This window comes from Streptomyces sp. NPDC057623 (assembly GCF_042800355.1).
Taxonomy (GTDB): domain Bacteria; phylum Actinomycetota; class Actinomycetes; order Streptomycetales; family Streptomycetaceae; genus Streptomyces.
Map to the genome: position 1 here is coordinate 62,583 of NZ_JBHVGZ010000038.1, position 20,288 is coordinate 82,870.

Here is a 20,288-nt window from a genome sequence, read left to right on the forward strand (position 1 = left end):
GTCTGCGCTCCTGGATGAGGTGATCTCCTTGATGCCGGGAGTCGGACCGGCCCCGCGTCACCCGGTCGTCCGGCCGCTGCCGCCCTCGTGGTCGCAGCAGTGCTCCGGCTGCGACCCCCGGTCGAGCGCCTCTTCCCGGATCCGGGCGCAGCACCGGCTGATGAGGCGGGAGACGTGCATCTGGGAGATGCCCAGTTGATCGGCGATACGGCTCTGCGTCATGTCCTCGAAGAAGCGCATGTACAGGATGGCGCGCTCGCGCTCGGGCAGGCGCCGCAGTCCCTCCTTCGCCGCCTCCCGGTCGACGACGACGTCGTACGCCTCGTCGCAGCCGCCGATCGTGTCAGCGAGGCTGAAGCCGTCGTCACTGGAGGACATCTCGGCGTCGAGGGAGAGGGTGCTGAAGCTCTCCAGGGCCTCCAAGCCGGTGTTGACCTCCTCCTCGGTGAGCCCCGTGTGGGCGGCGATCTCGGTGACCGAGGGGTTGGATCCGGCCGCGCTCTCGGCGAGGTCACGGCGTGCGATCCGTATCTTGTTGCGCAGCTCCTGGACGCGCCGGGGGACCCTGAGGGCCCACATCCGGTCGCGGAAGTGCCGCTTGATCTCGCCTGTGATGGTCGGTACGGCGTAGCTCTCGAAGGCCCCTCGTCCGGGCTCGTAGCGGTCAATCGCCTTCACCAGTCCGAGGGCCGCGACCTGACGCAGATCCTCCAGCGACTCACCGCGGTTGCGGAATCGGCCGGCGATGCGGTGGGCCATGGGCAGCCACACCTTGGTCAGTTCGTCGCGTATCAGGTCTCGCTCGGGACCCTCGGACAGAGTGGCGAGCCGGACGAAGTCGGCCGCGGTCTCGGGGGCGTCGTCGTGGACGCGTCCACGTGACACCCGGGGACGGGCGGATGGGGCGGAACCTTGTGCGGACGTCTCAACCAGCATGCGGAACAGCTCCTGAAGGGCGTTCTCAGGGAATCTCCGTGGGAAACGGTGCGCGGTGTACGGGGCGTGAAAGCCCTGGCGTGGTCACATCTGTCGCACCGGGGCGCCTCTGGTCCGAAGCACGAAATCCCGCATGCCCCGCAACTCGCCACGCAAACGGACGCGGGTGCACGAGGTGCGACGGACGCCGCCGGGGCGGGGCCGGTTCACGCCAGAGATCACCTCCCTGCCGTGGTCCCGAACGAGGAGGCCGAGGGAAGGAGTTGAGAAGAATCGAGGAGGGAAGTAGCTGGAAGGCGCATGAGACGCGCGAGTTCGGGCACCCGGGGATGGACAACTGGTTCCGGAGATGGGGAGGGCGGCATGGCAGCCGTGACGGTGGCGCAGGCAACGGCCACGGCACAGGAGACGGTCACGACGGACGGGGCGGCGCTGCCGCTGATCGAGGATCCGACGAGGGTGAGCCCGCAGGACGCACGCGAGTTGTCGCGTCAGTTCTTCGACCGACTGGTCATGCTGGAAGAGGGCACCGAGGCGTACCAGTACGTGCGCAACACGCTGATCGAGATGAACCTTTCGCTGGTGCGGTACGCGGCGTCGCGGTTCCGCGCCCGTGGGGACTCGCTGGAGGACATCGTCCAGGTCGGGACCATCGGGCTGATCAAGGCCATCGACCGCTTCGAGGTGTCCCGGGAGGTCGAGTTCACGACCTTCGCAGTCCCGTACATCGTCGGTGAGATCAAGCGCTTCTTCCGCGACACGAGCTGGGCGGTCCATGTGCCGCGCCGGCTTCAGGAGGCGCGTGCGGAGCTGGCCAAGGCGACGGAGGAACTCAGCTCCCGGCTGGGCCGTACGCCGACCACGCGTGAGCTCTCCGAGCTGATGTCCCTCTCGGAGGAAGAGGTCATCGAGGCCCGCAAGGCCGCCAACTGCTACCAGTCCGCCTCCCTCGACGCGGCGGTCACGCCCGATTCCGAGAACAGCGAGTCGGTACTGGCCGCGTTCCTCGGCGAGGAGGATCCCTCGCTGGAACTCGTCGAGGACTTCCACTCGCTGGCGCCCCTGATCGCCGAACTGGGCGAGCGCGAGCGCCGGATCATCCATCTGCGCTTCGTCGAGGAACTCACCCAGGCCCAGATCGCCGACCGGATCGGCGTCTCCCAGATGCATGTCTCGCGCCTCATCAGCCGCATCATCAAGCAACTGCGCGCCGGACTGCTGGAGCCCGGGGTCGCCTGACGGGCACGTGGCCGGTGGTTTGCGAGATGTGCGAGAGGGGGCCGGCGCGGGCCCTCTGACCGGAGCCGGCCCGGACGGGACGCGACCATGTGGCCGCGGCCCGTCCGGCCCCGTCCCGGCCCGCCGAGCCCTTGCCGGTCCGCCCGGTCGTGCGCGTGCCGACCTGCCGACGTGCCGGCCTCGTGACGCCCAGGCCGAACTCTGCCGTGACCGCGGGTCGGCCCGCCCTCGCGTCCGGGCCTTGTCGAGTCCTGGCCCATCCTCCGCCTGGGCCGTCTGACGCCCGGCTGTCCACGTGCTGGTTCGCCCCGGTGCAGAGCTGTCTGAGTGCCGCCCCGTTCGCGTTCCGGCCCCCGTCAAGTCCTGACTCGCCCACCCGGACTGGCCGAGCCCTGACCTGTCCGCGGACTGGCCTTTGGGTATGCCGGCCGGTGCGCACTTCGGTGCGTCTCTGAGTCCTGGCCGATCCGCCTGGACTGGTTGAGCCCTGTCGTGCCCGCGTGCCGGGCTGCCCACGCCCCCTGCCTTTCTGCGCCCGGGGTGTCGGAGTTGTGGTCGCGCGGAGTTTTGGTCCGCCCGTCGGGCCCCGCGTGCATCCCGTCCGAGTCCCGGCCGCACTGCGTGCCGCCCTGTCCGCGTCTCAGCCCGGCGATTTCCAGCCTCAAGTCCCCTGGCTGCTGCGTGCCGCCTGTCCGCGTCCCGGCCTCGTCGCATCCCGGCCCGTCCAAACCCTGCCCGGCCTGAGTCCCGGCCTGCCCAAGTCCTGTGCCGTCCCAGCCCTGTCCGGCCTGAGTTCTGGCCTGCCAACTCCTGGCCGGTCCGCGTCCCGGCCCGCTCAAGTCCTGGCGCCGGTCCGAGTCCCCGGCCCGCTCAAGCATCGACCCGCCTCAATCCTGTCGCCTCCGTCCGTCCCTCCCGGCTCTCCACACCAGTCCCTGTCCACGTCGCCCGAAACGCCGCACTCCACCGCAACCGACCGCGGAATCGCCGGGGTGGCGCGCACTCAGCCGCCGCCGACGAGGGCTTCACCGACGTGGCGAGCACTCCGCCGCCACTGACGGGCGCTTCCCCGGCGGGGCGCGCACTCAGCCGCCCCCACGGGGATCACGGTGACGCACACTCCGCCGTCACCGACAACGGAATCACCGCGGTGACGCGCTTGCCGCCGGACGGGAGGTCCGTGACCTGTACGGTGCGGGACAGCCTGCAGACGATCGGCCAGCCGCGGCCGCCGCAGCGGTGGCGTCCGTGGCGGTCGAGCGGGGTCAGGGCGACCGGGCGTCGTGGCTCGCGGTCGCTGACGGACAGGTGCAGGTTCCGGCCGATGACCTCGACGTCGAAGCCGGTGATGCCGCCGCCGTGCAGCATCGCGTTGGTCGTCAGTTCCGACGCCACCAGCAGCGCGTCCGAGAGGGTGTCCGGCGTGCAGACGGTGCCCCGGGTACACGACTGTTCGGACAGGAGCCGCCGCACGACTCCGCGTGCCTCGGCCGGACTCCGCGGCCCGGGGCGCGGACGGCCCGCGCCCGCCGGGGACCTGGTGGTTCCGGTCCGGTACTTCTCACTCATCCTTTCGCTCCCTGACTCACAGAGGCGAGGAGGCGGAGAACCCGAGAGTCCCTTCCTCCTCCACATCGGGTGATGTTTCTCTCTGGTCGCGTCACCGGTTGGCCGATCGTCAAACCGTTCTTCGGGCCTGTGCGCGCAAAAACAGCCAGAAGCGTGACGCATACCGCTCCCTCGCACGGGCCTTGTGTGCTGGGGGGATTCGGGGGTAGGCGGGCGAACGCATCGACGGACGGTCACCGGTCCGTGCCGTTCGCGATGCATCAAAACCGTTCGTCGGGGCACCCGTCCCGATCGTCAACGCCTGTGGGAGGTACTTGTGTCCGTTGCCCAGAATCCCCTGTCGATCAAGGTGGAAGTGCCCAGGGAAGACGCCGTGTTGCTCACGGTCGAGGGTGACTTGGACATGGACACGGCCGCCGAGTTGCAGCATCACCTCGCCAACCAGCTCCACCACGGCCGACGGCACTTCCTGCTCGACATCGCCGGGGTTCCCTTCATGGACTCGTCCGGCATGAACATCGTCCTGCGGGCCTATCAGGAGGTGCGGGAGATTCCGGGGGGTGTGTACGTCATCTCCCCGACGCCCGCCGTCCGCCGGATCATGGATCTCACCGGTGTCAGCATCACCGTCCCGATCGTGGGGAGTGCGGAGGAGGCGCTCGCCACGGCGGACTCGCGGCCGGGCTCCCGGCCGGACGCCGAAGGGGACGCCGAGCCGCGCCCGGATCCCTCGACGTCGCGGCAGGAGTGAAGACCGCTTCCCGGAGAGGCAGTTCACCGATCGCGCGGCGCACCCGCGGCATCAACAGTTGCCGTTTGACAACTATGGCCATGAGGCAACAGAGTGAGCGGGTCAAGCGCGGGAGGGGTGTGGAACGTGCCGGTCAGCAACGGGGGCGGCTCGCGTCGCCGGGTTTCACGCGCTCCTGGCGTCGGAGGCTTCGTCGCCCTCGTGGATCTCCGCGGAGGCTGCCGCGCAGAACGCTTCCAGACCCTCCAGCAGAGCGGTGCGCTTCGTGACGGGCATCTGCTCCAGTACGGACTCCAGCGCGGCCTCGCGTCGTGCGCGAAGCTCCGCCAGGAAGGTCCGGCCGTGACGGCTCAGGTGCAGGCGCAGTTCCCTGCGGCTGGAGGCGCTGGGTGCCCGCTCGACGAAGCCCACCGCCTGGAGGCGGTCGCAGAGCCGGCTGGTCGAGGGCGGCGTGGAGCCGAGTGCCTCGGCGAGCATGCGCAGGTTGATGCCGTCGCTGTGCTCCAGGATGAACAGCACGCGGATCTGGGAGGCGGACACCGGTGCTGTCGAGGCCCGGCCCCACAGGACCTCCAGCAACTCGGCGGCCTCGGAGGTCACACGCGCCACCTCGTCCGGCCGCGGATGCGAGTAGGAGGAAGTCACGCTCCCACTCTTCCAGGCTTCTCGGGCACTGTCAGCCCACCGCATCGGACAATAGGTGCAGAACACTAGATACGGACAAGAAGGACCGATGGGTGGCGTCCGCGGAAACGCGGGTCCAGCGCCGTCACCGTGACAAGATTGGCGTATCCGACATCGTGAACAGATTCGTGGCAGCCGAGCGGGCACTCCGCTCCGCCGCCCCGCACCAACTGGTGGACGCGGTCCGCGAAGTACTGTGCGACGAGTACGCGGCGACGACCGTCCAGCTCTTCCTGGCCGACTACGGCCTGGCCACGCTCCAGCCCGTCCCCGCCGGCCACGACACCGGCAGCGGCCGCCCCGGCCGCCCGGCGCCGAGCCCGCCCGAGCCCATGCCGGCGCACGGCAGCCCGGCCGGACGTGCCTTCGGGTCCCAGGAACCCTTCGTCGAGAAGCTGACCGACGGCCGGGTGCGCCTGCACCTGCCGGTGACCGTACGCGGCGACCGGCTCGGCGTGCTGGCCGTCACGATGCCGTCCGCCGACCGGGCCGAGGAGTGCCTGGACGAACTGGCCGACGTGGCCCAGGTGCTGGGGCACGAGGTGATCGTCGCCGACCGGGACACCGACGTGTATCTCCGGGCCCGCCGCACCGACCGGCTCACCCTGGCCGCCGAGATGCAGTGGCAACTCCTGCCGGGCCGCTCCTGCGCCCGCGCCGAGTACGCGCTCGGCGCCCAGCTCGAACCCGCCTACGCGATCTTCGGGGACAACTTCGACTGGTCCGCGGACGCCGACCGCCTGATGCTCTACATCACCAACGGCATGGGCGAGGGCATCGAGGCCTCCCTCCTGACCAACCTGGGCATCAACGCGCTGCGCAACGCACGGCGCGCGGGCCTGTCCATCGCGGACCAGGCCGCCCTCGCCGACCAGGCCGTCTACGCCCAGCACCGGGGCGACGCTCACCTGTCCGTGCTGCTGCTCGACCTCGACCTGCGCACGGGCCGGCTCCAGGTCATCGACGCCGGCTCCCCGCAGATGCTGCGGCTGCGCGGCCGTACCGTCACCGCCTTCGAGTTCGACGCGCAGCTCCCCCTGGGCATGTTCGAGGAAACGGACTACGTCGCCCAGGCACTCGACATCGACCTCGAACCCGACGACCGGCTCGTCTTCGCCAGCGACGGGGTGTACGCCGTCGCCGCGCCCGGCGGCGAGCGGTACGGGGAGCGCGCGCTGGCCCGCGCCATCGTGTCCACCAGCCTGCTGCCCGCGGCCGAGGTCCCTCGTGCCGTCCTGCGGGAGCTGGCCGGTCACCGCGGCACGCCCGTGCCCGACGACGACGCCCTCGTGGTCTGTCTCGACTGGTTCGGGCCGCCGCGGACACCTTGACCGAACAGTCCGGCGCTCCCCGAACGGTCGGGGCGGCGCACACCGTATGAGGAGGGAAGTAAGTGCCGGAGCAGCAAACGGCAGAAGAGCGGACCGATCCGGCGGAGGAAGTCGGGACCTTCCTGCGGCAGCGCCGGGAGCAGATCGCCCAACGCTGGGCCGACGCGGCGCTGTTCCGCACCGTGTTCACCGTTTCCCGGGACGAGGCGGTGGAAGCCGGCCGGGCCGTCGTGGAGGCGCTGGCGGCGGTGGCCGCCACGGGGCGCCTGGAGGACCCGGAGGCGGACGGGTTCGCGGTCGTCCGTGAGCAGCTGGCGCGTACGGCCCACTCCCGGGCCCGGGCCGGCGCCACGATCGGGCAGATCTCGGCGGAGATGGACGCGTTGCGACCGCCCGTCACCGACCTCCTGCTCGACGAGTTCTCCGACCACGCGCCCGCCGACCACCTGCGGGAGTGCACGACGGCACTGACCGTGCTGATGGGCACCCTGCGCCTCGTCATGCTGGAGACGGCGATGAGCGCCGGGCAGGAACTCATCAACCGCCAGCGGCTCGAACTCCTCGAAGTCGCCACCCCCGTGATCAAGCTGTGGGAAGGCATCGTCGCCGTACCGCTGATCGGCACCCTCGACAGCGCCCGCAGCCAGGTGGTGATGGAGACCCTCCTGGACGCCGTCGTCGAGCAGCACGCCCGCATCGCGATCCTGGACATCACCGGAGTGCCGACCGTCGACTCCCTGGTGGCGCAGCATCTGATGAAGACCGTGGCGGCCGCGCGGCTGATGGGAGCGGAGTGCATAGTCTCCGGGATCCGGCCGGCCATCGCGCAGACCATCGTCCACCTCGGTATCGACCTCAGTTCGGTGCTCACCCGCGCCAGCCTCGCGGACGCCCTGGCCTACGCCCTTGAGCAGCAGGGCGCCCACATCGTCCCGAACCCCTCGCCGGCCGCGGAGACCCGGTGACCGGCCTCGCCACCTTCCCGTACGAAGGCCACGTCCCCGTCCTCCGGCTCGGTGGGGTCCTTCTGGTCACCCTCCAGGGCGACCTGTACGACAGCACGGCGGAACAGCTCCGGCAGGACATCGGCGAGACCGTCTCCGACAGCGCGGTCAACGGTGTGGTCATCGACCTCTCCGGCGTCGAGATCGTCGACTCCTTCATGGGCCGCGTACTCAGCGACGTCGCGGCCATGACCCGCCTGCTGGCGGCGCAGACCGTGGTCGCGGGGATGCGCCCGGCGGTCGCCATCACCCTGGTGGAACTCGGCCTGACCCTGCCGGGCCTGCGCACCGCCCTGACCACCGAGGACGCCCTGCACCTGCTGGGGTCCGAGGTGTCGGTCCTGCCCCGCGACGGGCGTGCCCGCCGGGAGCGCCCGTGACCCACAGCACAGGCAGCGTCTCCGCCTGCCTGCCGATCCACTCGGACCTCGATCTGGTGCGGGTACGCCAGCATGTGCGGCAGATGACCGCCCAACTCGGGTTCGGTCTGGTGGAGCAGACCAAACTCGTCACCGCGGCCAGTGAGCTGGCCCGCAACGCGCTCGTCCACGGCGGCGGGGGCCAGATGGAGTGCACGGCGGTGACCAGCGGCGGAGTGAAGGGACTGCGTCTCGTCTTCAGCGACCAGGGCCCCGGCATCGGAGACCTGGACCAGGCCCTGCGCGACGGCTACACCTCCGGTGAGGGACTGGGGATGGGCCTGGGCGGCGCCCGGCGCCTGGTCCATGATTTCTCCGTCGACAGCCACCGCGGCACCGGCACCACCGTTACGGTGACGTCATGGATCTCCCGGCCGCCCGGTCCGCGCGAGGCACCCTGATGCCACGCGTCCGGGAGGTGCCGGTGCACGACTCGACCCGGGTGCGCGACGTCCGCGTCGCGGCCGGGGCCGCGGCCCGCCAGGCCGGGCTCGCCGAGGACCGGATCGCCGCCGCCGAGCTCGTGGCCACCGAACTCGCCACCAATCTGCTGAAGCACGCCGGTGGCGGACGGATCCTCCTCGACCTCGTGTGCCCGCCGGTTCCGCCCTACGGCGACGAGCGGGTGCCCATGGTGCAGATCATGGCCGTCGACCACGGGCCCGGCATGGCCGACCCCGCCGCGGCGCTGCGCGACGGCTACTCGACCACCGCCTCCCTCGGCGCGGGCCTCGGCACCTGCCTGCGCACGGCCGACGACTTCGGCCTGCACAGCGCGCCCGGGCGCGGAACGATCGTCATGGCCAGGATCGCCTCCGGCCCGCACGACGACCCCGCGGGCCCGCACCTCGCCTCGCTCCCGGTGCGGGCGGGCGGGGTCAACATCCCCCTCGCGGGCGGGGAGTTCTCCGGCGACGCCTGGGTGTGCGTGCGCACGGGCGACCGTGTGACGCTGATGCTGGCCGACGGCCTCGGCCACGGCCCCCTCGCGGCCCACGCCTCCTCCGCGGCGGTGGAGGAACTGCGCCGCGCCCCCCACCTGCCGCCGGCGGACCTGCTGCGGCGGCTGAACAGCGCCCTGCGCGAGACCAGGGGAGCGGCCGTCGCCGTGGCCCAACTCGACGTCGACGCCGGACAGTTGTCCTTCGCCGGCGTCGGCAACGTGGGAGCCCGGCTGCGCCGCGGCGACAGCTGGCATGGGCTCGTCTCGCGCCCCGGCATCGTCGGCGCCCACCTCCCCGCACATCTGCCGCACCACCTGGAGACCTGGACGGACGACTCCCTCCTGGTCCTGCACAGCGACGGCCTGCCGAGCCGCTGGAGCCCCGGCCCGGCCGCCCGGGCCCCGTCGTCCCTCGACCCCGCCGTGATCGCCGCGACGATCGTGCGGGACGCCAGCAGCCCCGCCCGGCCGGTACGCGACGACACCGCTGTCGCCGTCCTGAGCCCCTTGCCCCCGGACGGCCCCTCATGACCCGCACCTGGTACGTCCGCACCATCACCGACGCCGCGCTGGCCCGTATCGCCACGGCGCGGCTGGCCGCCGCATGCGGCGTACCTCCCGTCGAGCGCACGCGCCTGGCGGCGGCGCTCACCGTACAGCTACGGCAGTGCCTCACCAAGGGCGGTGAATGGCGGGTCGGCGTGGCGGCGAGCCTGACACCCGCCGGGGGCGCCTTCCGTGTCGAGGTGGCCCCGGCGAAGCCCTGCCCGGACGACCGCCGGCCGCCGTGGCACGCGTCCGCCCCGTGCGCCGAGGACGCCGACCTCTCCGCCGCCGAGCCCGCCGCCGACGACCCGGCGGCGCTGGCCGAGGCCCTCTTCGGAGCCGACGAGGACTCGGCCCTGCTCCTGGAGCGGCTCGACGAGCAGGAGGGGCTGGTCGCGGTCCACCGCGAGGAACTCCACCAGACCAACCAGGGCGTACTGGCGCTCCACGCCGAGCTGGACGCCGCCGGCCGCGCCCAGCGCGAGCTCTTCGACGCCGAGCAGCAGGCCCGCAAGGAGGCGGAGAACGCCCGTGGCCGGCTCACCTTCCTGGCCGACGCCAGCGCCGCGCTGACCGCCTCCCTCAACCACGAGGCCATCGTGCGGCTGCTGCCCGCCCTGCTGGTGCCGCGGTACGCGCGCTCCGTCGACGTCTGGCTGTTCGACGACGTGAACGACGCGCTGCGCGGCGGTCCGCACCCGGCCGCAGCCGTCCTGGCGGCCCGCCGCGGCCGGCCGCAGTACGCCGCCGACCACCCCGGCGACCTGCCCGGCGTCGACGACCAGCCGCCCTCGGCCATCGACCCCGGCCGGCCCCTGCTCTGCATCCCCCTGCTCACCCGCCGGGCATCGCAGGGCGTCCTCACCCTGTCGCCGCCCGACGGGCGCTGGAACGCGGACGACGCCGTCATGCTGATCGAGCTGGCCAGACGGGCCAGCATCGCGCTGGACAACGCCAGACGCTTCGAGCACAACCGGGACATCGCCGAGACCCTGCAACGCGCCCTGCTCACCGAACTGCCCACGACACCGGGCCTGACCCTGGCCGCGCGCTACCTCCCGGCCACCCAGGGCCTGAACATCGGCGGGGACTGGTACGACGCCTTCCGCCAGCCCGACGGCAGCCTCATCACCGTCGTCGGAGACGTCACCGGGCACGGGCTGCACGCCGCGGTGATGATGAGCCAACTGCGCACCGCCCTGCGCGCCTACGCCGTCGACGGCAGCAGCCCTGGCGAGCTCCTGACGCGACTGCACCTGTTCCTGCACCGCCTGCGCCTCGACCTCTACGCCACGGCCGTCATCGCGCGCTTCCACCCAACCGACCCCACGCTCACCTGGGCCGCCGCCGGTCATCCGCCGCCGGTGCTGCGCACGCCCGACGGTGCGGTGCACACCCTCGACGCCAAGCCCGGCGCCATGCTGGGCATTCCGCTGGAACAGGAGATCCACGACCACACGGTGCCGCTCCCGCCCGGCTCGACGCTGGCCCTCTACACCGACGGACTGGTGGAACGCCGCGCCCAGGGGATCGACCCCGGTATCCAGCGCCTCGCCGGGGAACTGGGCGGCTTCCGCCCCGCCGAACTCGCCGAGGAACTGGAAGCGTCCGCCGACCGGCTGCTGCATCCTCTGCTGCACGACTCCGAACACGACGACGACGTATGCCTGTTGCTGTGCCACGTGCACAGCGGCGCGCGGCGCCGGCCCGCGGCGGGGTCCTGAGCGGGACCGTCAGCGTTCGGGTCCGGCGTCCGCGTCCACGTCGGGTTCCGGGGCGGTGGGGAGACCGCCCTCGTGGAACGCGCGCAGCACCTGTTCCAGCCGGGCGCGCTCCATGGGAGGTACGTCGTCGAAGGCGACGGCCAGCCGCTCGGCCAGCCGCTCGGTGACGTCCGCCAGCAGGCCCTGCCCCTCGACCGTGACCTCCAGGTGCACCTCGCGCCGGTCGTCGGGCTGCACACACCGCCGGAGCAGTCCGGCGGCTTCGAGCCGGTCGCAGAGCCTGCTGGCGGCGGGAAGCCCGATGCTCAGATGCTCGGCCAGAGCGGTGACGTTGAGCGCGGGCCGGCGGCGGACGGCCCGCAAGGCGCGTATCTGGCGCGGCGGAAGGCGCGGACGGACGTCCTCGACGGCCGAGAACCAGAGCGCCACCAGGCTTTCCACGGTTTCGACGATCCGTCGGCCGACGACGTCCGAGGGAATCTCGGGATCCGGTTCGCGGCACATGGCCCGACACTTCTCTCTCGGTCGATTCCGGCCTCGGCCCCATCAGTGCAAGGGCCTACCCGAAGCGACGGAGACTACACAGCCGACATTCTCGCCCCGGTCACCGCCGGGTCACCTCAGAACCGCTTCCCAGGTGTCGACGGCGTAATGCACCGACATCCCGTGCCGGGCGTACAGCGCGGGAGCCCCCGTGGCGTTGGCGGTGTCCACGCCGAGCCCCACCGTGTCACGGCCGCGCGCGGCGAAGGCCGCGAACGCGTGCCGCAGCAGGAGACCCCCCACGCCCAGTCCTCGCCCCTCACGTATCACCCCGATGTACGGGATCCACCCCATCGCCGCACGGTCGTCGCGGGCGAGCAGGAACCCGACGTCGCCCAGGTCCGCCGTGCCGGCGATCCACACCAGCGACCAGTCGAGCGTGTCCGCGTCGACGTCGTGCAGCCACTGCTCGTAGCCCCTGGGCTGGAAGTCGAAGTGCTGGGCGAAACTGGACTGGTACAACGCGTGGACGCGAGCCCGGTCCGCCTCCCCGGCGCACGACCGCAACGTCATGCCGGGCGGAACCATGGGCTCGACGTCCTCGGCGGCGTCCAGCGGCCGTCGCAGCACGTGGTAGCGCCGTACGACGGACCAGCCCCGCTCCTCGATCAGCCTCGTGTCGATCGTGGGCTCCGTGTTGAGGTGCAGATGCACCACCGCCCTGGACGCACCGTTCGTGCGGGCCTTTTCCAGGGCCCGGGTCTCGATCGCGTCGAGAACGAGCTCTCCGGCCCGCTGGTGCTCGGGCAGCACGTAGTGGTCGACGTCGATGCGCTCACCGCCGGACTCGTCCCACAACAGGCCGTACGCCACCAGCCGTTCGCCGTCGAAGGCCAGCCATGAGTCGCGGTCCAGTGCGATGTCGGGCCGCTTCAGATCGGCCTCGACGGTGTGCAGATCGGTCTCGGGGCGGCCGATCTCGATCCGGTCGACCTCGTTGAGCAGTTCGGTGATGGCGGCCGCGTCGGTGAGGCCGGCAGGACGAAGGGCGTAGGGCATGCGCTCAGGGTCCGGGGGCGGGGAGGGCGGGCGCAACGGATTTTCGAACACGAACCGGTGCTGACCTGGAGAGTCCGCCCTCACTCCGCACCGGGAGCGGGCTCCGCGGGCCTGAGCCGGACCCGCGCGCTCGGTGCTGTCGCGTTGGCCGGGACGCCCATGTCTACAGGCGCGTAGCCGGTGCCGCCGGGCACCTCGTACTCCCACTCCAGTGCGCGCGCGAGGACACCCGTCACGGGATGGTCCCGGTAGTACCGGACCCAGTCCGGCCACGGCCAGGTGCGGTTCTCACCGGCCAGCGCGGCAAGCCGCACCCGCTCCGCGTGCAGGGTCGCCACGATCCCCTGGGCATGGCGCCGCAGGTAGTCGACGCTGTCGGCACGGGTACGGGTCTTGTAGCCGGTGGGGGAGCGGAACGGTGCCGTGGTGCGCGTGCTGGTGCCGTCCTCCTCGATCCAGTCGACGGTCACCTGCCCGGTGCCGTGGACGGTGAGGACGGCGTCCAGGGCCGCGTTCCACCACAAGGCGCCGTGGCCGATCCAGCCGACCGTCAGCGTGCCGTCGGACTCCAGACCGTGTCGTGGCACCGTACGTTCGGCGAACTCGTGCGGCGGGACGCCGAGTCGGGCGGCCGCCCTCTTCACGGACTTCACCAGAACCTTGTGGGGGTGCTGGGACGGGCTGACCCAGTAGTGCAGGGCCCAGAGCTCCTCCATCGCGGCCGGGCCGGGCAGATCGCCGAGGGCCGTGAAGGCGGCGCCGGCGATGTCGTGGTCCACGCGGTGGTAGGTGTCCATCGCCTGGGCGTTCTTCCGGGCCACCACCGCCAGGTCGGAGGCGACGTCGCCGGTCTCCCCGCGGAGCCGGCCCGCGGCGAGCGTGACGCCGATCGCCAGGCCCCGGGCGGGGGAGGGCGGCTTGGCCCGGCCGAGGTCCCGGATCACATGCCGGGCGTCGGTCATGCCGTGGAAGGAGCCGTCCCGGGCCAGCTCCCCGACCGCGAACCGGACCAGCGCGTCGGCGCCGTCGGCCTTGAGGAGGGCCGTGGTCCGACGCTTCCAGGCGGCGTCGACCTTGTAGCGGTGATCCCAGAACAGAGGAGCCGCGGCGAGGTGCGGCACGAACTCGGCGAGCTCCGGCGACAGCCCGGTGCAGCGGGCCTGGACGCGGTTGCTCCAGTCGTTGTCGGGGTCGAACAGATCGGCCGCAAGATCACTCATATCGCGATCCTGCCAGAGGGCACTGACAACGCCGGGCCGGGACCGGAGGCAACCGGGCGGGCCACCTGCTCGTCCTTGGGATCATGGTCACCGCAAGCATCCCAGGCCCCCTCGCGGCCTCAGTGCGCCAGCTGCTCGACTTCGCGTGGACACAGACCCGGTCCTGCGCCTTCGCCATCGCCCTGATGTCGGGTGTGGCGGCGTCCACCCTGCTGCCCGGCCTGCCCGTGGCCCGCTACGACCTGCTCGTCGTCTACGGGGTGCTGCTGACGCTGCTGTTCTGGATGCGCGGCTGGGAGAACGGGCGGGACGTCGCCGTCATCGCCGTCTGCCACGTCATCGGCCTGGCCTTCGAGCTGGTGAAGGTCGCCTTCGGCTCGTGGAGCTATCCGGAGCCCGCCGTACTGAAGTTCGCGGGCGTCCCGCTCTACGGAGGGTTCCTCTACGCCGCTGTGGGCAGCTACGTCTGCCGCGCCTGGCGCCTCTTCGACCTGGAGCTGGTCCGCTACCGCCCGCGGTCGACGGCTTTGGTCGCCGCGGCCGTCTACGTGAACTTCTTCAGCCACCACTGGCTCCCCGACGCGCGCTGGCTCCTGGCCGCGCTGCTCCTCGCCGTCACCGCCGGCACGTCCGTGCGCTTCACGGTGCGCGGCGTACGCCGACGGATGCCGATCGCGCTGTCGTTCGTCCTGATCGGGTTCTTCCTCTGGATCGCGGAGAACCTCGCCACCTATGTGGGCGCCTGGCGCTACCCCTACCAACTCGACGGCTGGGAGCCCGTGGGAGTGGAGAAGTTCGGCGCCTGGTCCCTACTGATCAGCGTGACCTTCGTCCTGGCGGCGGTGTCCCGGTCGCACCGCGGGTCCGGGGCCGGGGCCGAGTGACGGCGGGGGCACCACGGCCCCCGCCGGTGACCGCCGCTCGTTGTCCGCTACTCGCTCTTGGGCCCCGCCTGCTGCACGACCTCGAAGGACCACAGGGTGGACCCGCTCGCCGCCGGCTTGGGGCGCTCGCCGCCCTCCGTGCCACCGCCCTGGTGGGCCGACTTCATCGGACCCTCCATCCAGGCCTGGAAGGACTCCTCGTCACGCCAGCGCGTGTACACGAGGTAGGTGTCGGTGCCCTCGACCGGCCGCAGGAGTTCGAACCACTCGAACCCGTCAGAGCCCTCCACGGCATGCGCACGGGAGGCGAAGCGCTTCTCCAGCGTCTCGCGCTGCTCGGCGGGCACGGTCAGTACGTTGATCTTGACTACGCTCATGGCCCTCATCCTGCCGCACGTCCGACGGCGGACGTGCGGCGGCTCGTGCGTCACGGGCGTGGATCACGCACGCCCGGCCAGGGAGGAGCGATCCGGCCGCCCCTCCCCGCGTCCGGATCAGGCCGTGTGCAGGGTCAGCCCGTAGCGGCCGAGGATCTCGTTGACGGGCTGGAACCAGGTCTCCCCGCCACCGGAGCAGTTGCCCCAGCCGCCCGAGGTGACTCCCTGCGCCTGGTCACCACTGATGAAGGAGCCCCCGGAGTCGCCGGGTTCGGCGCAGACGCTGGTCTTCGTCATCTGGTGCACCGCGCCCTGGCTGTAGTTGACCGTCTCGTTCCTGGCCAGCACGGTGCCGCAATGCCAGTGCGTCGTGGAGCCGGACCGGCATACGGAGGCGCCGACGGGTGCCTCGGCCGAGCCGCGCACGAGACGGTCCGGGATCGTCCCCCAGCCGAGGACCACCGGCACCGTCCACCAGCCGCTGCCGACGCTCACCCAGGCGTAGTCGTTGTCCGGGAACGATGAGCCCTGGAACGTTCCGACGTGGGTGCCGTCCCAGCCCCGGACCGCGGCGCCCTGACCGCCGCAGTGCCCTGCGGTGATGAAGCCGCCGTGCACCGAGAAGCCTATGGAGCAGCGGACGTTGCCGGTGTAGTAGGGGTCGCCGCCGACGGTTCCGGCCGCGAAGGTGCGGGGGGCGGCGGCGACCGTCTGCACGCTGACGGGTCCGGTCGCCATGGCGCGGGAGAGGAAGCGCCGGACATCGTTGTCGGCCTGTCGGTCGCGGACGACGTTCACGACGACCGTGCCGGCCACCGGATCGACGTGCCAACTGCTCACGCCCGACGGCGCGGGGAGCCGGTCGATCCGTGCTTTGGCGGCGTCGAGTTCGCGCGCGCTGTGCGCGACGGTGCGCACGGCCGCTCCGGTGGCCCGGACTTCCCGCACGGTCGCGGCCGGCGCGTCCGGCGTGACGCCCACGGTGAGCCGCCCGCCGGCCGCGTCGAACCACGAGCCGCCGTAGGCGGATCCGGCCGCCTCGCGCGCCTTCGGCGTGAGGTCCATGGCGGTGCGTTCCGCCGCCAGCCGCGCTTCGGCCCGCGGTTTCGACAGGCCGAGGTCCCGCTGCATCGCCTCCAGAACCCCTGCGGAGGCGGGGTCGGGTTCGGTCGCCGCGGCCGATCCGGTGCCGCCCGCGGTCCAGCTGCCGAGCACGAGGAGTACGGCGAGGCCGGCGTACTTGAGTCTGCTGCGTCTCAAGGGAGTTGCCCTTCGTCGTTCCAGCGAGTGGGGTGGAACAACCGCGATCTGAGAGCGCTCTCATCCAGGGTCGGGCAGAGCATAGCCATGACGGCTCGTCAGGTCCATACCAAACTCAGCCCAGGTTGCCGGTCCGGGCCTCCTGCCACAGGTCGACGCCTCCGTCGGTGGCGTACTCGTCGATCTCGGCCAGTTCCTCGTCGCTGAAGTCGAGGTTCTCCAGTGCGGCGACGTTCTGCTCGAGCTGCTCGGTGCGGGAGGCGCCGATGACCAGCGAGGTCACCCGGCGGTCGCGCAGGGCCCAGGCCAGTGCCAGCTGGGCGAGGGTCTGCCCGCGCCGGGCCGCGATGTCGCCCAGGGCGCGCAGCCTGCGCAGCATGTCGTCCGACAGCCAGGTCTCGTCGAACGACTTGCCCTGGGTGGCGCGCGAGCCGGCGGGGACGCCGTCGAGGTAGCGTCCGGTCAGCAGGCCCTGGGCCAGCGCGGTGAAGCCGATGACCCCGAAACCCTCCTGCTCGGCGGCGTCCAGCAGGCCCTCGTTCTCGATCCAGCGGTTGAGCATGCTGTACGACGGCTGGTGGATGAGCAGCGGTGTGCCGAGCTCCCGGAGGATGGCCGCCGCCTCCCGGGAGCGTGCCGCGTCGTACGAGGAGATGCCGACGTACAGGGCCTTGCCCTGCCTGACGGCGGTGTCGAGCGCGCCCATCGTCTCCTCCAGCGGGGTGCCGGCGTCGAGCCGGTGGGAGTAGAAGATGTCGACGTACTCCAGTCCCGTCCGCCGCAGTGACTGGTCGAGCGAGGCGAGCATGTACTTGCGGGAGCCGCCGCCCTGGCCGTAGGGGCCCGGCCACATGTCCCAGCCGGCCTTGGTGGAGACCACCAGTTCGTCGCGGTGGGGCGCGAGGTCCTGCTTCATCAGGCGGCCGAAGTTGATCTCGGCGGCGCCGTAGGGCGGCCCGTAGTTGTTGGCGAGGTCATGGTGGGTGATGCCGAGGTCGAAGGCGCGCAGGGCGATCTCGCGCTGGGCCTCGAAGGGCCGGTCGTCACCGAAGTTGTGCCAGTACCCCAGCGACAGCACGGGCAGGTCGAGTCCTGAGCGTCCGGTGCGCCGGTAGCGCATGGTGCCGTCGTAGTGCCCGGGGTCCGCGCGGTGGGTCATCGAGGGTGCTCCTGTCTGATGCGGAGTTGGGGACGCCGGGCGTCCGAATCCCGGCGTCCAGCGGATCGTTCCACCCCGTGCGGCCGCGGTGGTCGGGCAACCGCTGAGGGGCGAGCTATGTTTCTTTAAATTATTAATTAATATTGACAGGGTTGCGGCCTCGCGCAACAGTCTTCGCCGTGACGTCGAAACCGTGCTGCGCAGCGAGACCAGGAGACAGCGGGCACTCTGCGGTTCGCTTTCTCCGGGGACCGCACGGTCGTGGCCGTGCTGAGCGCCGGGCGGCTCGACGGATCCCCTCTCGTGCCCGGACGGCCCGACCGGCTCCGGTTGCGGGCACTGGACCCGGCGGCACGCTACCGGGACACGGCGACCGGGACGACGTGCAACGCGGCCCATCTGCTGCACCACGGGCTGCCGTTCGCCTGGAGCGCCGGTCATGCTGACGACCTGGCGGTGCTCAGAACGCCGGCCCGGTGGCCGCTTCACCGGCCGCACGGCCGTGGTCACCGGCGCGGCCTCCGGCATCGGCGCCGCCACCGCCGTACGCACCGCGCTCACCCCTGCGTGGCAGAAGGCAGTTCCCACTCCTCAGCTTCAGCAGAAAGGCGGTACGACATGACGCCCTACGCCCGCCGCGGCGTGCACGGCCAGACCGTGGAGGCCCTCGCCCGGCGCATCCTGGGAGGGCGGATCCCCGAGGGAGCCACGCTCGACCTGGTGGCGCTCCAGGGCGAGTTGGACGTCAGTCTCACCGCCCTGCGCGAGTCACTGAAGGTGCTCGCCGCCAAGGGCATGGTCGACGCCCGCCAGAAGCGCGGCACCTTCGTCAGGGCCCGCGCCGACTGGAACCTGCTCGACGCCGACGTACTGCGCTGGCAGTTCGAGGGCGCCGACCTCGCCACCGACGCCGACCGGAACCTGCTGCGCAACCTCGCCGAGGTGCGCGTCATCGTCGAACCGGCCGCCGTGCGCCTGGCGGCCGAGCGCCGCACCGACGCCGACCTGGCGGCCCTGGAAGCGGCACTGGAGGCGATGGGGGTCGGGGGCGCCGACCCGGGGCAGGCCGTGGAGGCCGACCTCGCCTTCCACCGCGCCCTGCTGGGCGCCACCCACAACGAACTCCTCCAGCGCATGGAGATGGTCATCGAGCCGGGCCTCGCCCACCGGGACCGCATCGTGCACAGCCATCCGCACAGCGGGGACCCCGTACCGGCCCACCGCGCCGTCCTGGACGCCGTACGCGACCGGGACCCGCGGGCCGCGGAGGCCGCGATGCGCGCTCTGCTCGCCCAGTCCGGGCGCGATCTGGACCGGATCGACGGTTCCGACGACACCGGCACCGAAGGCACCAGCACCGCAGGCACCAGTCCTGACGACACGAAAGGCACGGGCAGCAAGTGAAGATCACTCGCATCGAAACGTTCCTGGTCCCGCCGCGCTGGCTGTTCTGCCGGGTCGAGACCGACGACGGCGTGATCGGCTGGGGCGAACCCGTCGTCGAGGGACGGGCCGAGGTGGTCCGCGCCGCCGTGGACGTCCTGGCCGAGTACCTCGTCGGCCAGGACCCACTGCGCATCCAGGACCACTGGCAGGTGCTCACCAAGGGCGGCTTCTACCGTGGCGGCCCCGTCCTCTCCAGCGCCGTCGCCGGCCTCGACCAGGCCCTGTGGGACATCGCGGGCAAGACCTACGGCGCACCCGTGCACGCCCTGCTGGGCGGCCCCGTACGCGAGCGCGTCCGCGTCTACGCCTGGGTCGGCGGCGACGAACCCGCCGAACTCACCGAGCAGGTAGCCGCCCAGGTGGAGGCCGGTTTCACCGCGGTGAAGATGAACGCCGCCGGTGCCACGTCGCCGATCGCCACCGCGGCCGAGTCGGAGGCGGTCGTCGCCCGGGTGGCCGCGGCCCGTGCGGTGCTGGGCCCGCACCGCGACGTCGCCGTCGACTTCCACGGCCGCTTCACCGCCGCGAGCGCGCGCCGGGTGCTGGCCGAACTAGCCCCGCTGCACCCGCTGTTCGTGGAGGAACCCGTCGTCCCCGAACACGGCCACCTGCTGCCGGGCCTGGTCGCCGCGAGCCCGGTTCCCCTGGCCACCGGCGAACGCCTCTACTCACGCGGCGAGTTCCTGCCCGTGCTCGCCGCCGGCGTAGCCGTGGCGCAGCCCGACCTGTCGCACGCCGGCGGTATCTCCGAGGTCCACCGCATCGCCTCCCTCGCCGACACCTACGGCGCCCAGCTCGCCCCGCACTGTCCGCTCGGCCCGATCGCGCTGGCCGCCAGCCTGCAGATCGCGTTCGCGACCCCGAATTTCCTGATCCAGGAGCAGAGCCGCGGCATCCACTACAACAAGGACGCCGATCTGCTGTCCTACGTCGCCGACCCCGCCCCGTTCCGCTTCGCCGACGGCCACGCACCTCGCAATGACGCCCCCGGACTGGGCGTCAGCATCGACGAGGCGGCCGTACGCGCCGCCGACCGGGCCGGACACGCCTGGCGCAACCCGGTCTGGCGGCACTCCGACGACTCCTTCGCCGAGTGGTGACGGCGGTGCTGCACATCACCACCGACCCCGCGCCGGGGGACGGGTTCGTGGACGCGGGCGGGCTGGAGGAGTGCGTCCCCACGGTCCGGGGCCACCCCGACCACGGAGAGGTCTGGTCGCGCCCCTGGACCCGGGCGGCGGCCGGCGACACCGA

21 protein-coding genes and 1 pseudogene are annotated in these 20,288 nt (G+C 71.8%); 13 read left to right on the forward strand and 9 right to left on the reverse strand.

Annotated elements, in window-relative coordinates; translation table 11 throughout:
* Positions 1-57 precede the first annotated feature (57 nt).
* Positions 58-936, reverse strand: coding sequence for a SigB/SigF/SigG family RNA polymerase sigma factor (locus ACFU95_RS31175; protein ID WP_383834183.1), 879 nt, complete (start codon positions 934-936; stop codon positions 58-60).
* 363 nt (positions 937-1,299) lie between these two features.
* Between ACFU95_RS31175 and ACFU95_RS31180 the strand changes: the two genes are divergently transcribed.
* Positions 1,300-2,175: an RNA polymerase sigma factor SigF gene (locus tag ACFU95_RS31180; RefSeq protein ID WP_383834186.1), complete on the forward strand. Its 876-nt coding sequence runs from the start codon at positions 1,300-1,302 to the stop codon at positions 2,173-2,175.
* Between the two features lie 1,104 nt (positions 2,176-3,279).
* Here ACFU95_RS31180 and ACFU95_RS31185 read toward each other — a convergent pair.
* Positions 3,280-3,744 carry an ATP-binding protein gene (locus tag ACFU95_RS31185; RefSeq protein WP_383834189.1) on the reverse strand — a complete coding sequence of 155 codons (465 nt, stop codon included), beginning with the start codon at positions 3,742-3,744 and terminating at the stop codon, positions 3,280-3,282.
* 316 nt (positions 3,745-4,060) lie between these two features.
* On the opposite strand from ACFU95_RS31185, the gene ACFU95_RS31190 reads away from it, so the two are divergent.
* Positions 4,061-4,495: an STAS domain-containing protein gene (locus ACFU95_RS31190; RefSeq protein ID WP_383834192.1), complete on the forward strand. Its 435-nt coding sequence runs from the start codon at positions 4,061-4,063 to the stop codon at positions 4,493-4,495.
* 165 nt (positions 4,496-4,660) lie between these two features.
* Here ACFU95_RS31190 and ACFU95_RS31195 read toward each other — a convergent pair whose 3' ends face one another.
* On the reverse strand, positions 4,661-5,185 hold the full coding sequence (locus tag ACFU95_RS31195; RefSeq protein ID WP_383834195.1) for a MarR family winged helix-turn-helix transcriptional regulator: 525 nt from the start codon (positions 5,183-5,185) through the stop codon (positions 4,661-4,663).
* 110 nt (positions 5,186-5,295) lie between these two features.
* Here ACFU95_RS31195 and ACFU95_RS31200 point away from each other — a divergent pair, with 110 nt between their 5' ends.
* The 6 genes from ACFU95_RS31200 (at position 5,296) to ACFU95_RS31225 (ending at position 11,146) form a co-directional block, all read left to right on the forward strand.
* On the forward strand, positions 5,296-6,510 hold the full coding sequence (locus ACFU95_RS31200; protein WP_383834198.1) for a PP2C family protein-serine/threonine phosphatase: 1,215 nt from the start codon (positions 5,296-5,298) through the stop codon (positions 6,508-6,510).
* 62 nt (positions 6,511-6,572) lie between these two features.
* The gene (locus ACFU95_RS31205) at positions 6,573-7,475 is read left to right on the forward strand and encodes an STAS domain-containing protein (protein WP_383834201.1); all 903 of its coding nucleotides are present in this window, start codon (positions 6,573-6,575) and stop codon (positions 7,473-7,475) included.
* A complete protein-coding gene (locus ACFU95_RS31210; protein WP_383834204.1) occupies positions 7,472-7,894 on the forward strand; it encodes an STAS domain-containing protein in 423 nt (140 codons plus the stop codon). Before ACFU95_RS31205 ends, ACFU95_RS31210 begins: the two co-directional genes overlap by 4 nt.
* A complete protein-coding gene (locus tag ACFU95_RS31215) occupies positions 7,891-8,334 on the forward strand; it encodes an anti-sigma regulatory factor (RefSeq protein ID WP_383834207.1) in 444 nt (147 codons plus the stop codon). Before ACFU95_RS31210 ends, ACFU95_RS31215 begins: the two co-directional genes overlap by 4 nt.
* Positions 8,334-9,407 carry a SpoIIE family protein phosphatase gene (locus tag ACFU95_RS31220; protein WP_383834273.1) on the forward strand — a complete coding sequence of 358 codons (1,074 nt, stop codon included), beginning with the start codon at positions 8,334-8,336 and terminating at the stop codon, positions 9,405-9,407. Before ACFU95_RS31215 ends, ACFU95_RS31220 begins: the two co-directional genes overlap by 1 nt.
* A complete protein-coding gene (locus ACFU95_RS31225; protein ID WP_383834210.1) occupies positions 9,404-11,146 on the forward strand; it encodes a PP2C family protein-serine/threonine phosphatase in 1,743 nt (580 codons plus the stop codon). The genes ACFU95_RS31220 and ACFU95_RS31225 overlap by 4 nt, the downstream gene beginning before the upstream one ends.
* 9 nt (positions 11,147-11,155) lie before the next feature.
* On the opposite strand, the gene ACFU95_RS31230 is transcribed toward ACFU95_RS31225, so the two are convergent.
* The 3 genes from ACFU95_RS31230 to ACFU95_RS31240 form a co-directional block, all read right to left on the reverse strand.
* Positions 11,156-11,650, reverse strand: a complete 495-nt coding sequence (locus tag ACFU95_RS31230; RefSeq protein ID WP_383834213.1) for a MarR family winged helix-turn-helix transcriptional regulator — start codon at positions 11,648-11,650, stop codon at positions 11,156-11,158.
* Between the two features lie 111 nt (positions 11,651-11,761).
* Positions 11,762-12,688 (reverse strand): GNAT family N-acetyltransferase, encoded by a 927-nt coding sequence (locus ACFU95_RS31235; RefSeq protein WP_383834216.1) that lies wholly within the window; start codon positions 12,686-12,688, stop codon positions 11,762-11,764.
* Between the two features lie 80 nt (positions 12,689-12,768).
* Complete coding sequence (locus ACFU95_RS31240) at positions 12,769-13,908, reverse strand: hypothetical protein (RefSeq protein ID WP_383834219.1); 1,140 nt, start codon at positions 13,906-13,908, stop codon at positions 12,769-12,771.
* Between the two features lie 83 nt (positions 13,909-13,991).
* Here ACFU95_RS31240 and ACFU95_RS31245 point away from each other — a divergent pair, with 83 nt between their 5' ends.
* Positions 13,992-14,792 (forward strand): DUF817 domain-containing protein, encoded by an 801-nt coding sequence (locus ACFU95_RS31245; RefSeq protein ID WP_383834222.1) that lies wholly within the window; start codon positions 13,992-13,994, stop codon positions 14,790-14,792.
* 47 nt (positions 14,793-14,839) lie between these two features.
* Here the strand turns inward: ACFU95_RS31245 and ACFU95_RS31250 are convergent, their stop codons facing one another.
* The 3 genes from ACFU95_RS31250 to mgrA all read right to left on the reverse strand — a co-directional run bounded on the left by ACFU95_RS31250 (position 14,840) and on the right by mgrA (position 17,588).
* On the reverse strand, positions 14,840-15,169 hold the full coding sequence (locus tag ACFU95_RS31250) for an antibiotic biosynthesis monooxygenase family protein (protein ID WP_383834225.1): 330 nt from the start codon (positions 15,167-15,169) through the stop codon (positions 14,840-14,842).
* A 117-nt stretch (positions 15,170-15,286) separates the two neighbouring features.
* Positions 15,287-16,429: a S1 family peptidase gene (locus ACFU95_RS31255; protein WP_383834228.1), complete on the reverse strand. Its 1,143-nt coding sequence runs from the start codon at positions 16,427-16,429 to the stop codon at positions 15,287-15,289.
* A gap of 115 nt (positions 16,430-16,544) precedes the next feature.
* The gene (gene mgrA, locus ACFU95_RS31260; RefSeq protein WP_383834231.1) at positions 16,545-17,588 is read right to left on the reverse strand and encodes an L-glyceraldehyde 3-phosphate reductase; all 1,044 of its coding nucleotides are present in this window, start codon (positions 17,586-17,588) and stop codon (positions 16,545-16,547) included.
* Positions 17,589-17,891: 303 nt separating this feature from the next.
* On the opposite strand from mgrA, the pseudogene ACFU95_RS31265 reads away from it, so the two are divergent.
* The 4 genes and pseudogenes from ACFU95_RS31265 to dgoD all read left to right on the forward strand — a co-directional run.
* Positions 17,892-18,008: pseudogene (locus tag ACFU95_RS31265) on the forward strand (GH36 C-terminal domain-containing protein); the annotation flags it as partial.
* A gap of 19 nt (positions 18,009-18,027) precedes the next feature.
* Positions 18,028-18,210: a hypothetical protein gene (locus tag ACFU95_RS31270; RefSeq protein WP_383834282.1), complete on the forward strand. Its 183-nt coding sequence runs from the start codon at positions 18,028-18,030 to the stop codon at positions 18,208-18,210.
* Positions 18,207-18,992: a FadR/GntR family transcriptional regulator gene (locus ACFU95_RS31275; RefSeq protein ID WP_383834276.1), complete on the forward strand. Its 786-nt coding sequence runs from the start codon at positions 18,207-18,209 to the stop codon at positions 18,990-18,992. Before ACFU95_RS31270 ends, ACFU95_RS31275 begins: the two co-directional genes overlap by 4 nt.
* Positions 18,989-20,134: a galactonate dehydratase gene (gene dgoD / locus ACFU95_RS31280; protein ID WP_383834234.1), complete on the forward strand. Its 1,146-nt coding sequence runs from the start codon at positions 18,989-18,991 to the stop codon at positions 20,132-20,134. The genes ACFU95_RS31275 and dgoD overlap by 4 nt, the downstream gene beginning before the upstream one ends.
* Positions 20,135-20,288: the final 154 nt, after the last annotated feature.

Excerpts from the sequence above, each read along its gene's own strand:
- ACFU95_RS31175 (WP_383834183.1), bottom strand. The coding sequence starts at position 936 with ATGCTGGTTGAGACGTCCGCACAAGGTTCCGCCCCATCCGCCCGTCCC.
- ACFU95_RS31180 (WP_383834186.1), top strand. The coding sequence starts at position 1,300 with ATGGCAGCCGTGACGGTGGCGCAGGCAACGGCCACGGCACAGGAGACG.
- ACFU95_RS31185 (WP_383834189.1), bottom strand. The coding sequence starts at position 3,744 with ATGAGTGAGAAGTACCGGACCGGAACCACCAGGTCCCCGGCGGGCGCG.
- ACFU95_RS31195 (WP_383834195.1), bottom strand. The coding sequence starts at position 5,185 with ATGCGGTGGGCTGACAGTGCCCGAGAAGCCTGGAAGAGTGGGAGCGTG.
- ACFU95_RS31220 (WP_383834273.1), top strand. The coding sequence starts at position 8,334 with ATGCCACGCGTCCGGGAGGTGCCGGTGCACGACTCGACCCGGGTGCGC.
- ACFU95_RS31225 (WP_383834210.1), top strand. The coding sequence starts at position 9,404 with ATGACCCGCACCTGGTACGTCCGCACCATCACCGACGCCGCGCTGGCC.
- ACFU95_RS31230 (WP_383834213.1), bottom strand. The coding sequence starts at position 11,650 with ATGTGCCGCGAACCGGATCCCGAGATTCCCTCGGACGTCGTCGGCCGA.
- ACFU95_RS31235 (WP_383834216.1), bottom strand. The coding sequence starts at position 12,688 with ATGCCCTACGCCCTTCGTCCTGCCGGCCTCACCGACGCGGCCGCCATC.
- ACFU95_RS31240 (WP_383834219.1), bottom strand. The coding sequence starts at position 13,908 with ATGAGTGATCTTGCGGCCGATCTGTTCGACCCCGACAACGACTGGAGC.
- ACFU95_RS31245 (WP_383834222.1), top strand. The coding sequence starts at position 13,992 with ATGGTCACCGCAAGCATCCCAGGCCCCCTCGCGGCCTCAGTGCGCCAG.
- ACFU95_RS31250 (WP_383834225.1), bottom strand. The coding sequence starts at position 15,169 with ATGAGCGTAGTCAAGATCAACGTACTGACCGTGCCCGCCGAGCAGCGC.
- mgrA (WP_383834231.1), bottom strand. The coding sequence starts at position 17,588 with ATGACCCACCGCGCGGACCCCGGGCACTACGACGGCACCATGCGCTAC.
- ACFU95_RS31270 (WP_383834282.1), top strand. The coding sequence starts at position 18,028 with ATGCTGACGACCTGGCGGTGCTCAGAACGCCGGCCCGGTGGCCGCTTC.
- ACFU95_RS31275 (WP_383834276.1), top strand. The coding sequence starts at position 18,207 with ATGACGCCCTACGCCCGCCGCGGCGTGCACGGCCAGACCGTGGAGGCC.